This is a genomic window from Microbacterium sp. (assembly GCF_049650565.1).
Classification (GTDB): Bacteria; Actinomycetota; Actinomycetes; order Actinomycetales; family Microbacteriaceae; genus Microbacterium.
In genome coordinates, this window is record NZ_JBASAK010000065.1 from 1 (window position 1) to 12,495 (window position 12,495).

Annotated in this window: 14 protein-coding genes and 1 tRNA gene; 6 read left to right on the forward strand and 9 right to left on the reverse strand. The window is 68.9% G+C overall.

All coding sequences use genetic code 11. The features are described from left to right. Window positions 1-39 precede the first annotated feature (39 nt). A complete protein-coding gene (locus WA967_RS11240) occupies window positions 40-1,659 on the reverse strand; it encodes a solute symporter family protein (protein WP_424422482.1) in 1,620 nt (539 codons plus the stop codon). Further along, on the reverse strand, window positions 1,656-2,003 hold the full coding sequence (locus WA967_RS11245) for a DUF485 domain-containing protein (protein ID WP_424422484.1): 348 nt from the start codon (window positions 2,001-2,003) through the stop codon (window positions 1,656-1,658). The genes WA967_RS11240 and WA967_RS11245 overlap by 4 nt, the downstream gene beginning before the upstream one ends. Window positions 2,004-2,118: 115 nt before the next feature. On the opposite strand from WA967_RS11245, the gene WA967_RS11250 reads away from it, so the two are divergent. Further along, window positions 2,119-2,964, forward strand: coding sequence for a LuxR C-terminal-related transcriptional regulator (locus WA967_RS11250; RefSeq protein WP_424422486.1), 846 nt, complete (start codon window positions 2,119-2,121; stop codon window positions 2,962-2,964). A gap of 87 nt (window positions 2,965-3,051) precedes the next feature. Further along, window positions 3,052-3,396, forward strand: a complete 345-nt coding sequence (locus WA967_RS11255; protein ID WP_424422488.1) for a histone-like nucleoid-structuring protein Lsr2 — start codon at window positions 3,052-3,054, stop codon at window positions 3,394-3,396. A gap of 140 nt (window positions 3,397-3,536) precedes the next feature. Here WA967_RS11255 and WA967_RS11260 read toward each other — a convergent pair. The 4 genes from WA967_RS11260 to WA967_RS11275 form a co-directional block, all read right to left on the reverse strand. After that, window positions 3,537-3,610: transfer RNA gene (locus WA967_RS11260), tRNA-Arg, on the reverse strand. Window positions 3,611-3,641: 31 nt separating this feature from the next. Then, window positions 3,642-4,139, reverse strand: a complete 498-nt coding sequence (locus tag WA967_RS11265) for an HNH endonuclease (protein WP_424422490.1) — start codon at window positions 4,137-4,139, stop codon at window positions 3,642-3,644. Between the two features lie 309 nt (window positions 4,140-4,448). Then, entirely contained in the window at window positions 4,449-5,270 is an 822-nt protein-coding gene (locus WA967_RS11270) for a M23 family metallopeptidase (protein ID WP_424422493.1), read from the reverse strand. A 255-nt stretch (window positions 5,271-5,525) separates the two neighbouring features. Beyond that, window positions 5,526-6,227 carry a metal-dependent transcriptional regulator gene (locus WA967_RS11275; protein ID WP_424422495.1) on the reverse strand — a complete coding sequence of 234 codons (702 nt, stop codon included), beginning with the start codon at window positions 6,225-6,227 and terminating at the stop codon, window positions 5,526-5,528. A 102-nt stretch (window positions 6,228-6,329) separates the two neighbouring features. On the opposite strand from WA967_RS11275, the gene serC reads away from it, so the two are divergent. Then, window positions 6,330-7,433, forward strand: coding sequence for a phosphoserine transaminase (serC, locus tag WA967_RS11280; RefSeq protein WP_424422498.1), 1,104 nt, complete (start codon window positions 6,330-6,332; stop codon window positions 7,431-7,433). A 107-nt stretch (window positions 7,434-7,540) separates the two neighbouring features. Here the strand turns inward: serC and WA967_RS11285 are convergent, their stop codons facing one another. Both WA967_RS11285 and WA967_RS11290 read right to left on the reverse strand, forming a co-directional pair. Then, window positions 7,541-8,215, reverse strand: a complete 675-nt coding sequence (locus WA967_RS11285; protein ID WP_424422500.1) for a DUF3027 domain-containing protein — start codon at window positions 8,213-8,215, stop codon at window positions 7,541-7,543. Further along, complete coding sequence (locus WA967_RS11290; RefSeq protein WP_417555558.1) at window positions 8,199-8,567, reverse strand: cold-shock protein; 369 nt, start codon at window positions 8,565-8,567, stop codon at window positions 8,199-8,201. The genes WA967_RS11285 and WA967_RS11290 overlap by 17 nt, the downstream gene beginning before the upstream one ends. Before the next feature lie 116 nt (window positions 8,568-8,683). Between WA967_RS11290 and WA967_RS11295 the strand changes: the two genes are divergently transcribed. The 3 genes from WA967_RS11295 to WA967_RS11305 are packed head-to-tail and all read left to right on the forward strand — an operon-like array spanning window position 8,684 to window position 12,333. Beyond that, complete coding sequence (locus tag WA967_RS11295; RefSeq protein ID WP_424422502.1) at window positions 8,684-8,959, forward strand: multidrug ABC transporter ATPase; 276 nt, start codon at window positions 8,684-8,686, stop codon at window positions 8,957-8,959. A gap of 12 nt (window positions 8,960-8,971) precedes the next feature. Beyond that, complete coding sequence (locus WA967_RS11300; RefSeq protein WP_424422505.1) at window positions 8,972-10,663, forward strand: helicase-associated domain-containing protein; 1,692 nt, start codon at window positions 8,972-8,974, stop codon at window positions 10,661-10,663. A gap of 29 nt (window positions 10,664-10,692) precedes the next feature. Then, window positions 10,693-12,333: a DNA repair helicase XPB gene (locus WA967_RS11305; protein ID WP_424422508.1), complete on the forward strand. Its 1,641-nt coding sequence runs from the start codon at window positions 10,693-10,695 to the stop codon at window positions 12,331-12,333. A 3-nt stretch (window positions 12,334-12,336) separates the two neighbouring features. On the opposite strand, the gene WA967_RS11310 is transcribed toward WA967_RS11305, so the two are convergent. After that, the gene (locus tag WA967_RS11310; protein ID WP_424422511.1) at window positions 12,337-12,486 is read right to left on the reverse strand and encodes a hypothetical protein; all 150 of its coding nucleotides are present in this window, start codon (window positions 12,484-12,486) and stop codon (window positions 12,337-12,339) included. Window positions 12,487-12,495: the final 9 nt, after the last annotated feature.

Here is a 12,495-nt window from a genome sequence, read left to right on the forward strand (position 1 = left end):
GGGCCGTGCTGTGCACGAGCCCGAGCGGCCGGACGGGGATCAGTGCTCGACGGCCTTCTCGGCGCCGAACCCGGTCAGCGAGCGCACCTCCATCTCGGCGGCCAGGGCACGCGACTCCGCGGTCTTCGCGGTGACGGTGCCGAGCCATCCGAGGATGAAGCCCACCGGGATCGAGATGATGCCCGGGTTGCTCAACGGGAAGATCGCGATGTCGATCCCCGGGATCATCGAGGTCTCGCTGCCGGAGAAGACCGGCGAGATGACGATGAGGCCCACGGCCGCGATCAGACCGCCGTACATGCTCCACACCGCGCCGCGGGTGTTGAACTTCTTCCAGAACAGCGAGTACAGGATCGTGGGCAGGTTCGCGGATGCCGCGATGGCGAACGCCAGCGCCACGAGGAACGCGATGTTCTGCCCCTGCGCGCCGATGCCTCCGATGATCGCCAGGATGCCGATCACGATGACGGTGCGACGGGCGACCTTGACCTCGCCCGCGGCGTCGGAGGTGCCGGTGCCGTCCTTGCCGCGCTTGATGACGTTGGAGTAGATGTCATGCGCGAACGAGGCGGCTGCGGTGATGGTCAGGCCTGCGACCACCGCGAGGATCGTGGCGAACGCGACGGCCGAGATGAAGCCCATCAGCAGCGGACCGCCGAGTGCCTGTGCCAGCAGCGGAGCAGCGGAGTTGACGCCTCCCGGCGCGGCCTTGATGACCTCGGCGCCGACGAGCGCGCTGGCGCCGTAGCCCAGCACCAGGGTCAGAAGGTAGAACAGGCCGATCAGCCAGATGGCCCAGACGACGGACTTGCGGGCCTCCTTGGCGGTCGGGACCGTGTAGAAGCGCATCAGCACGTGCGGCAGACCCGCGGTGCCCAGGACGAGGGCCATGCCCAGCGACAGGAAGTCCAGCGGGTTGGCGCCGTACTTCAGCCCGGGGCCGAGGATCTTCGCGCCCTCGGGCGCGTTGGCCACGGCATCCTCGAGCAGGCCGTTGAAGCTGAAGCCGTGCAGCGCCAGCACCCACACGGTCATGGCGATCGCTCCGAGGATCAGCAGCACGGCCTTGACGATCTGCACCCAGGTGGTGCCCTTCATGCCGCCGATGAGCACGTAGATGATCATCAGCACGCCGACGATCGCGATGACCAGCGACTGCCCGACCTTGCTGTCGATGCCCAGGAGCAGCGAGACCAGCGCGCCGGCGCCGGACATCTGCGCCAGCAGGTAGAAGAAGCACACTGCGAGGGTGGAGATGGCGGCGGCCATGCGCACGGGGCGCTGCTTGAGGCGGAACGCCAGAACGTCGGCCATCGTGAACTTGCCGGTGTTGCGCATCAGCTCGGCCACCAGCAGCAGCGCCACCAGCCAGGCCACCAGGAATCCGATGGAGTAGAGGAATCCGTCGTAGCCGTTCACGGCGATGGCGCCGCAGATGCCGAGGAACGATGCCGCGGAGAGGTAGTCGCCCGAGATGGCGAAACCGTTCTGCGTACCGCTGAACGAGCGGCCGGCGGCGTAGTAGTCGGCGGCCGTCTTGTTGTTGCGGCTGGCGCGGATGACGATGAACAGCGTCACGGCGACGAAGGCTGCGAAGATGGCGATGTTCAGGACGGGGTCGTTCTTGACGGCCACCGCCGCCATATGCGTCGCATTCATGCACGCACCTCCGCCTTCTCGAGGTCTTCACGGATCTCGGCGGCCACCGGGTCGAGCTTTCGGTTGGCGAATGAGACGTATGCCATGGTGATGGCGAATGTGGTGACGAACTGCCCGAGTCCGAAGAGCAGGCCGACCGTGATGTCGCCCCACACCCTCTGGCTCATGAAATCCGTTGCGAATGCTGCGAGCAGCACATATGCGAAGTACCAGAGCAGGAAGAAGATCGCCAGCGGGAAGACGAACGAGCGCTGCATGCGCTTTAGTCCCTGGAATCTCTCCGATTCCTCGACTTCGATGTAGTCGATTCCTCCGCCGGATTCTTCATCGATCCGTTCTGTCATGAGGCCTCCTTGCCGCATGTAGGAAGCCGCGTGACGGCGTCACGCGGGTGGTATCCTCGACGCTACGAAACGGGCGGGCAGCGCCGTCACCCCCGAAAGTTGGTATCTGCTGAGAATGAGCGTCCAGGCCGGAACCGCAGAGGAACTCGTCGCCGACGGCGTGCGCGAGCTCGCCAGGCGCACGCGATTCCCGGTGGCGTTCGGCGGCCTCATCGAGGACGGCGAGGTGGCGGTGACCACCATCGTCGGCAATCGCACCCATCATCTGGACGGCCTGCAGGTGCGCCCGGAGCGGGGCCTGGGAGGGCGGGCGATGATCGAGCTGCGCCCGCGCATGACCAACAACTACCGCAACTCGCAGCAGATCACGCACGACTACGACCTGTTCGTGCTGGGCGAGGGACTGCGGACGCTGCTGGCGCTGCCCATCATCGTGGCGGGGCGTCCGAGAGGCGTGCTGTACGCCGGAGCCTGGGAGGAATCCCAGGTCGGAGGCGTGACCACGGCCCCGGCCATGAGCGTCGCGCAGCGCATGGCGACCGAGCTGCACATCCGCGACGAGGTCGAACGGCGGCTGCGCGAGGCCTCACCCGCGCCGGCGCTGGCCACCCCGCAGCGCGAGGATCTGCGCGAGAGCTTCGCCGAACTGCGCTCCATCGCCGCCGGTCTCGACGACGATGCCCTGCGCGCACGGATCATGGCCGTCGAGAAGCGTCTCCTGGGGTTCGTGGAGCCGGTTCCGGTGACCACCAGCTCGATTCCCGCCGTGCACCTGTCCCCCCGCGAGCTCGATGTGCTGGCCTGCGCGGCCGTGGGCTCCACGAACGGCGAGATCGCCTCCCAGCTGGGCCTGCGCGAGGGCACGGTGAAGGCATATCTGGGGGCGGCGATGTCGAAGCTGGATGCCTCCACACGGCATGCCGCAGTGGCACGCGCGCGTCGGGCGGGCCTTCTCCCCTGAGGCGCAGCCCAGAGCGAAACAGATTCATTTCACACGGTCGCGCGCGCTTTCTTGCATTTCTGGAATATTGCATTTACTGTTATCGGCATGGCCCGACGAATTGTGCATCAACTTGTTGACGATATCGATGGCGCACTGCTGGAGGTCGGCGAGGGCGAGACGGTTCATTTCTCCCTCAATGGCGCCGCATACGAGATCGATCTCACGAATTCCCACGCAGACGAACTTCGTGCGGCCCTGGCGCCGTACATAAATGCCGGTCGCCGCGCATCTGCGGGCAGTTCTCGTTCCGCCGCCGCTCCGCGGCGTCGGGCGGCCCGCAATTCCGAGGTCGGAGAGATTCGCGAATGGGCCAAGTCCCAGGGGCTGAAGGTATCCGAGCGCGGACGCATCGCGGCAGATGTCATGGAGGCATATCGCGCGGCGCACTGATATCCGCTTCCCTCTGCGGCCGGTGTCCTTCGGGAGGCCGGCCGCTCTGTGTGCCCTCGCTTCCCCGCCGGCCGGGCCCCTCTGTCGAGGGTGTGAGACGACGAAGGACGCCGCCCTCCGGGCGGCGTCCTTCGTCGTCGTGCCCTCGACAGGATTCGAACCTGCGACCTGCCCTTTAGGAGAGGGCCGCTCTATCCGACTGAGCTACGAAGGCGCTCCTCAAGTCTAACGGAGCCGGATCACCGCTACGCCGCCAGCGCGAGGTACGGCTCCCAGCGCGGGTCGCCGCGCTCGGCGCCGCGGACGGTCCAGGCTGTGCCGTGCGGCGGACGGGGTGTCATCCGCAGCTCCCAGCCCATCTCCTGCGGCGTGCGGTCGCTCTTGACGTTGTTGCACTTCAGGCAGCACGCGACCAGGTTCTCCCAGCTGTCCGCTCCCCCGCGCGAGCGGGGCAGAACGTGGTCGATGGTCGACGCACTGCGGCCGCAGTAGCCGCAGCGATGGTCGTCGCGGCGCAGCACTCCACGACGGGTGACCGGCACGCGACGGGACGCCGGCAGACGCACGTACCTGGTGAGGAGGATCACGACCGGGCGCTCATAGGCATTGCGACCCGACCAGACCGGGTCTCCCTCCACGTGCTCGATCACGCTGGCCTTGTCGTTCATCACGAGAACCATGGCTCTCTTGAACGACACCACCGTGATGGGTTCGTATCCTGCGTTCAGCACCAGTGTGCGCATCGTCGGCATCCTCTCGATTCGGCCGGGATGGCTTCCCGGCTCTCTCGACTCACACGACGCCGTGCGGACAGCAGCGATCGCAGGGATGACAAAAGGCGCCGTCTAACGACAGCGCCTTGCGTGCTCGGCGAGGCCGAGCAGTCCCTGCGGACGATGCTGAAGGACGAGACGGCCGAGCGCATCCATGGTTCGGATGCCCGGTATCTGTCCCATCAGCTTCTCCCGCCCGTACGACGACGGGTACAGGCTAGCCCATCCGTCTGGACGACGCGGGAGCACCGCCCGTCGAACGGGGAACGTGTCGGCCGATCAGCCCGCGTTGACCTTCAGCCAGGAGATCGGCTCGATGAGCGCGCCGTTGATGTGCACCTCGAAGTGCAGGTGGGAGCCGAACGAGTGTCCGGTGTTGCCGACCTTGCCGATGAACTGGCCGGGCTGCACCGTCTGGCCGACGCTGACGGCGCGGGTGCCGAGCGTCATGTGGCCGTACTTCGTGGAGACCCGCTGGCCGCCGATGACCGAGTCGATGATGATGCAGACGCCGTAGCCGCCCACGCTGTCCGCGGAGGTGCGCACGACGCCGCCTGCCGCGGCGAAGATCGGAGTTCCGGAGGGTGCGACCATGTCTGCGCCGTCGTGCCCGCTGCCCACGGTGCGGCTCACGTAGTAGGAGCCCTGCGGCAGCGGATAGCGGACCTCGCCCGATCCCGGGGAAGTGAGCTGCAGGTCGGCCGCGCTGAGCCGCGACACGGGCTTCGCCGAGGCGAGCTTCGCGGCCGCTGCGGCGCGCGCCTTGGCGGCCTCCTCGGCCTTCTTCGTCGCGATCTCGTCGGGCGTGGTGGCGGAGTATGTGCCGCGCTCCAGCGGTGCGGCGGTGGCCTCGGAAGCCACGACCAGCGACTGCGCATCATTGGCGGCCATCTGCTGCAGGGTCGTGGCCTCGGTCTTGTGGGTGCCGTTCGTCGCAGCGTAGGCCGGAAGGGCGACGGCGGCGACGAGTGCGCCGACTGCTGCGAAGATCGCGATCGTGCGCATGGGCTTCACGCTCGTGCGGCTGTTGCGGGGGGCGCGTCCTCGCGCCGGCTTCTTCGGGTCTTCAGCGTTGTCGATCGGGGTGATGTCTGCGGCCAAAAGGGAATCCTCCTGCGCCTCCGCGCTCAGTTCGGGCAAGCGCAGGCTCGTCGGCAATAGTCGTTTCTCGGGCACGTATGTCACACGGCACGTTGTGCGAACTTCTCGCGGAGAGGACGAGCCTAGGAGGCGATCCCCGCGATCATCACCGGCGGGCTTCTTCGCCGGCGACCCCAACGACGTTACCGGAAGATAACGATTCTGTCACCCTCCGAACCTGGCAATCCGCTAAGGCAACCCGAAAAAGCATGCTGATCAGGTATTGTCTTGGACGAGGAAGATGTGGGATGCCAGTTCCACCGGCAGCTCGAGGTCGTCGTCGCGCCCCTCCATGCTGATCAGGACGTACCCCTCGTTGTAGCGGTACTCCCCGCGAGCGCCGGGGACCACGCCCGCATCGCGCAGCTGCTCGAGCAGCTCCGGATCCACCTGCGCGGGCTCGGCGAGACGGCGCACAGTGCCCTCGATGGGCCCGCCCGCGGCATCCAGCTGCTTGACCAGGCCGATCACGCCCTCCTCGAAGGAGCGGGTGGGAACGTCGCCGAGCTGATCCAGACCCGGGATCGGGTTGCCGTAGGGCGACTCGGTGGGGTGGCCCAGCAGCTCGACGAGGCGGCGCTCCACCTGCTCGCTCATCACGTGCTCCCAGCGGCAGGCCTCCTCGTGCACGAACGCCCAGTCCAGCCCGATCACGTCGGAGAGCAGGCGCTCGGCCAGCCGGTGCTTGCGCATCACGTCGACGGCCTTGCGACGCCCGGCATCCGTCAGCTCCAGACGACGGTCCTCGGAGACGACGACCAGGCCGTCGCGCTCCATGCGGCCGACCGTCTGCGAGACGGTCGGGCCGGAGTGCCCGAGCCGCTCCGAGATCCGCGCGCGCAACGGAACGATGTGCTCCTCCTCCAGCTCGAGGATGGTGCGAAGGTACATCTCGGTGGTGTCGATCAGGTCGGTCATGCGGGCCCTCCGAATGGTCTTAGGCAAGCCTACCTTTCCGCCGCCTGGTCATCGCCCGTCACGCGGACAGGAGCGCCGCTCGCGGCGACCTAGAATCAACCCATGGCGATCGAGATCCCCCGCGAACTCCTACCCGTTGACGGACGCTTCGGCTGCGGTCCGTCCAGAGTGCGCCCCGCGCAGATCGAGGCGCTGGCCGCGGTCGGCGCGAGTCTGCTCGGCACCTCGCACCGCAAGACCCCGGTGAAGAACCTGGTGGCCAGCGTGCGCGAGCGCCTTTCCACCCTCTTCGACCTGCCCGAGGGCTACGAGATCATCCTCGGCAACGGCGGCTCGACGGCGTTCTGGGATGCCGCGGCCTTCGGCCTCATCGAGCACCGTGCGCAGAACCTCGTCTTCGGCGAGTTCGGCGGCAAGTTCGCCAAAGCAGCCGCAGCCCCGTGGCTGGAGGCGCCCGACGTGCGCACGTCCGAGCCCGGCACTGTCGCCTTCGCCGAGGTCGTCGAGGGAGTCGACGTGTACGCCTGGCCGCACAACGAGACCTCCACGGGCGCTGCGGCTCCCGTCCGGCGCGTCGCAGCCGATGGCGCGTTGACCGTCGTCGATGCGACCAGCGCCGCCGGCGGCATAGACGTCGACATCAGCCAGGTGGATGTCTACTACTTCGCCCCGCAGAAGAACCTCGGCTCGGACGGCGGCCTGTGGCTCGCGGCGGTCTCCCCCGCCGCCATCGAGCGCATCGAGCGCATCTCGGCGTCCGGACGGTACATCCCCGAGTTCCTCAGCCTTCACAACGCCCTGACCAACTCGCGCCTGAGCCAGACTCTGAACACCCCGGCGCTCACCACCCTGCATCTGCTGGACAGCCAGCTGGACTGGATCCTCGCGAACGGCGGATTGAAGTGGGCGGCCGCCCGCACAGCCGAATCGTCAGGCCTGCTCTACGACTGGGCGGAGAGCACATCCGTCACCACCCCGTTCGTCGAGGCCGCGTACCGCTCCCCCGTGGTCGCGACCATCGACTTCGACGGCGTGGACGCCGCGGAGATCGCCAAGGCCCTGCGCGCCAACGGCATCGTCGACACCGAGCCGTACCGCAAGCTCGGCCGCAACCAGCTGCGCATCGCGACGTTCGTCTCCATCGAGCCCGACGACGTGCGCCAGCTGATCCGCTCGATCGACTACGTGCTGGGCCACCTGGCCTGACTCGGGTCCCGGCGGAGTTCGAGACCTCTCAGCAGCGTCGAAGCCCCTCCTGGTCCACGTGGATCAGGAGGGGCTTCGGCAGTCAGGAGGGGTTCCGGCGAAAGAGATCACTCCTCTTCGGCTGCGTCCTCCGGAGCGTCGTCAGCGTCGTCAGCGTCGTCAGCGTCGTCATCGTCGTCGCCGTCATCGTCGTCATCGTCGTCGCCGTCAGCGTCGTCGCCGTCTGCTTCTTCGTCGGATGCGGCGGACTCGTCCAGCTCGTCGATGTCGACGCCGTCCAGGTCACCGGCGTGCAGCCGTGCGGTCACGTCGTGCTCGTCGACGTCGTCATCGTCGGAGTAGTCGTCCTCGGAGTCATCCTCGTCAGAGCCGTCGAGATCGGCATCCGAGTCGTCGGACTCGGCATCCGCATCCGCATCCGCATCGTCCGGCTCCGCGCCCGCGGCTGCGGCCGCGGCGGCCAGCTCGGCCTGGTGCGCGCGGTACTCGGCGAGACGCTCGGTCCACGGCACCCAGTCGGGTGCGAGCAGCGCGCTGTCACCGGGCATGAGCTCGGTCTCGAGCACTGTCGGCTCGGCGTCGTCCAGCTGTGCGACCGACACCGTCCAGTACCAGCCCGGGTACCCGGGGAGCCGGTTCTCGAACCGCAGCGACAGCGCGCCGGACGGCTCGACCGTGTAGCCCGCGGCGGGTCCGACCGTGGAGGCGGGGGTGATCTCGTGCAGGGCGGCCAGCGCGATCTCGCGCGTGGCGGCGGCCAGCTCGTCAGGCGTCGAGGTCATCAGCGACCTTGCGCAGCACCGCGGGAAGCGTGCGGCTGGTGGGGCGGCCCTTGCGCAGGGCGGAGCTGGCGTCGTCGAGCATCTTCATGAGGTCCTCGATGATCACGGCCATCTCGTCCGCGTTGGCGCGCGGCGCCTTGGCGCGTGCCGGCGGCGCGTCCAGCACGCGCACCGAGAGCGCCTGCGGGCCGCGGCGGCCGTCGGCAAGGCCGAACTCCACGCGGGTGTTCTTCTTCACGGAGACACCTGCGGGAAGGGCAGAGGCGTGCAGGAAGACATCCTGGCCGTCATCGGATGCGATGAAGCCGAACCCCTTCTCGTCGTCGTAGAACCTGACCTTGCCGGTGGGCATGGGAGAACCTCGCTGAGTCTGTGTGGTGGAACGTCGCGCGGCGACGCGACTCCTCCAGCCTACCCGCCGGGCACCCGACGATGCCCCGTGCGCGCCCAGGAGATACGCTGAGGGGGATGAGCAAGCAAGACGACGCCGCGGAGGCGCCCACGAGTCTGATCGACCGCATCCTGGCCTACACGGCGCTCGTGCTGGCGGCCGCGTCGATCATCTGCTTCTTCGCCATCATCATCGGCACCGCGACGGGCATGAAGCAGTCCTCGTTCGGCACCGGGGTGTGGCCTTTCGTCGCGGCGCTGCCGCTGTACGGGCTTCCGCTCGCCTTCGTGATGATCATCGCCCTGCTGATCACCACCTTCGTCCGCAGGGGACGCGCGAGCAAGCGATCCTGAGCGGTCCTGAACATGAGCACCCACGCACGCCCGCTGGCCGATCGGCTGGCCGCAGCGAGCGATGAGCAGTTCGGCGAACTGCTGCGCATCCGCAACGTGCACGCGGATGTCGACTGGGATGATTTCTTCGACGCCGCCGAGGCGCTGCTGGAACCGGCCTCCATCGAGCGCGGTCTGGCTGCGCTCACCCGTGCCGACGCGCGGCTGTTGGCCGACGCCGTACGACCGGATGCCGGGATCGACGCAGCCACGGCCGACGTGCTCGCCTCCCTCGGATTCCTGGACGCCCAGGGCCGCGTGCCCGCACCGGTGATCACCGCGGTCGCCGCCCGCTCCCCTGTCGCCGGCACGGCGCAGGCAGCCGAGACCCCGGCATCCGATTCCGCCGAGGCGGGCGCGGCCGAGCGCGCCTGGGCGACGGTCGGCGCCCTCGCCGATCTGCTGCTGGCCGCCCGGACCGCGCCGCTGGCGCTGGTCGCCACCGGCGCGCTGAGTGTGACCGAGAAGCGCAGGCTGATGCTCGACGACGACGCCGACCGCCTGCGCGAGATCGCGGAGCTGTCCGGTCTCGCCCGCCCTGTCGATCGGGAGTGGCGGCTGACGCCCACGGCGGAGACCTGGCTGGCCGCTTCGTTCGCCGAGCGCTGGGCGCGGCTGGCTACGGCCTTCCGAGAAGCTCTGCCGGCAGGCATCCGGTCCGGCGCCGGCTGGGAGCCGATCGAGAGCTGGCCCGATGCGCATCCGTGGGATCCCGCCTGGCCCGCGCACGCGGACCGCCTGACGCAGCTCGCCGTGCTGCTGGGAGTGCGCACGAAGGACCGCACCGAGCCCGCCTGGGCGCAGGCGCTGCGCACCGGAGGCGAGGCCGACGCCTCCACCCTGCAGGCGCTGCTGCCGACCGAGGTGGATCGGCTGTTCCTGCAGAACGACCTCTCCGCGATCGCCCCGGGTCCGCTGCGCCCCGCGCTGGACAATCGCCTGCGCGGCATGACCGAGCATTCCTCCGCCGCGCAGGTGTCGTCCTACCGCTTCACCGCGGATTCCGTCGCCGGCGCCCTTGTGGACGGCGAGACCGAGCAGAGCATGATGACCTTTCTGCGCGAGATCTCGCTGTCCGGAGTGCCGCAGCCGCTGGAGTACCTCATCGCACAGACGGCCGCCCGCCACGGCCTCGTGCGGGTGGGTCCGGATTCGACCGGCGGCACGCAGGTGCGCAGCGCCGACGAGCACCTGCTGGAGGCCATCGCCGTCGACCGCAACCTGCGTCCGCTGGGGCTGGTGTCCGAAGGCGACCGGCTGCACTCCCGCGTGAGCGCGGAGACCGTCGCCTGGGCGCTGTCGGATGCCCGCTACCCGGCGACTCTCGTCGACCGAGACGACGTGGCCATCGCCGTGCAGCGGCGCCGCCTCGCACCGCCCGCGGCTGCTCCCGGAGTCGAGTACGCGAGCCTGATCGCGCGGCTGCGCTCGCACCGCGGACCGGACGCGGATGCCGCTTGGCTGGGCCGCGAGCTGGAGGCCGCCGTCCGGGCCCGCGCGCTCGTGCAGGTGCAGGTCGCCATGCCCGACGGCACCAGCCGCGAGCTGACACTGGAAGCGTCGGGCATCGGCGGCGGCCGGCTCCGCGGCCGGGATCGTGCGGCCGATGTGGAGCGCACGCTGCCGGTGCGCAGCATCCGCTCCGTGCAGGTGCTGGAGGCCTGAGCGCTGCGGCCTCGGTAGACTGGTCTGCTATGTCTGATGGCCCACTGATCGTCCAGAGCGACCGCACCGTGCTGCTGGAGGTCGCGCATGCCGATGCGGATGCCGCCCGCCATGAACTGGCGATCTTCGCCGAGCTGGAGCGCGCCCCTGAGCACATGCACACCTACCGCATCACGCGGCTGGGTCTGTGGAACGCCCGCGCAGCCGGCCACACGGCCGACGAGATGCTGGCGACGCTCGACCGGTGGTCGCGCTTCCCCGTGCCGCCGTCCGTGGCGCTGGACCTGCGCGAGACCGTGGATCGCTACGGTCGTCTGATCATCGAGCGCGATGACGAGGGCGCGCTGATCCTGCACGCAACGGACCTCGCCGTGCTCACCCAGGTCGCCGCGAACAAGCGCATCCAGCCGCTGCTGATCGACCATCCCGCTCCCGAGACATACGTCGTGGACGCGTGGGCGCGCGGCCAGATCAAGCAGGAGCTGCTGAAGATCGGCTGGCCGGCCGAGGACCTCGCCGGCTACACGCCGGGCACGCCGCACGAGATCGAGCTGGACGAGGACGGCTGGGAGATGCGGCCGTACCAGCACGAGGCCGTGGACGCCTTCGCGAAGGAGGGCTCCGGCGTGGTGGTGCTGCCGTGCGGTGCCGGGAAGACGATCGTCGGCGCGGGTGCGATGGCAGCGAACGGGACCACCACGCTGATCCTCGTGACCAACACGGTCTCTGCCCGGCAGTGGCGCGATGAGCTGCTCAAGCGCACCTCGCTGACCCCCGAGGAGATCGGCGAGTACTCCGGCCAGGCCAAGGAGATCAAGCCGGTCACCATCGCCACCTACCAGATCCTCACCGCCAAGAGGTCGGGCCAGTACGCGCACCTGGCGCTGCTGGACGCCCTGGACTGGGGCCTGATCGTCTACGACGAGGTGCACCTGCTGCCGGCACCCGTGTTCAAGCTCACCGCCGATCTGCAGGCCCGCCGCAGGATCGGCCTGACCGCCACGCTCGTGCGCGAGGACGGCCGCGAGGGCGACGTGTTCAGCCTGATCGGGCCCAAGCGGTTCGACGCGCCCTGGAAGCAGATCGAGGCCCAGGGCTTCATCTCCCCGGCCGCCTGCTACGAGGTGCGCGTGGATCTGCCGCCGAGCACACGTCTCGAGTACGCCGCAGCCACCGACGACGAGCGATACCGGCTGGCGGCATCCGCTCCGGCCAAGATCACCGCGGTGCGGGAGCTGATCGCGATGCATCCCGACGAACGGATCCTCGTGATCGGTCAGTACCTGGATCAGCTCGACGAGCTGTCGGAGGCGCTGAACGCTCCGCAGATCACCGGGGCGACGCCCGTGGACGAGCGCGAGCTGCTGTACCAGCAGTTCCGCGACGGCGTGATCTCGCTGCTGGTGGTCTCGAAGGTCGCGAACTTCTCGGTGGATCTGCCGGAGGCATCCGTCGCCATCCAGGTGTCGGGATCCTTCGGTTCCCGGCAGGAGGAGGCGCAGCGGCTGGGGCGCCTGCTGCGGCCCAAGCAGTCCGGCCACACCGCCAGCTTCTACACGCTCATCGCCCGTGACACGGTCGACCAGGACTACGCGCAGAATCGGCAGCGGTTCCTCGCCGAGCAGGGGTACAGCTACACCATCATGGATGCCGTGGATCTGGCCGCCTGACCCCTACCGGGCGCCTGAGCCCGTCGAAGCGTCGTCGCCGGGCTTCACCCCGCACCGCCAGCAGGGCGCGGCGCGGTCGTCGAGCAGAGCGCCGCACTCCGGGCACACCTGTGACAGCCAGCACGCGCTGTCGCCGCCCTCGTACTCGTCCATGCTCCGGAT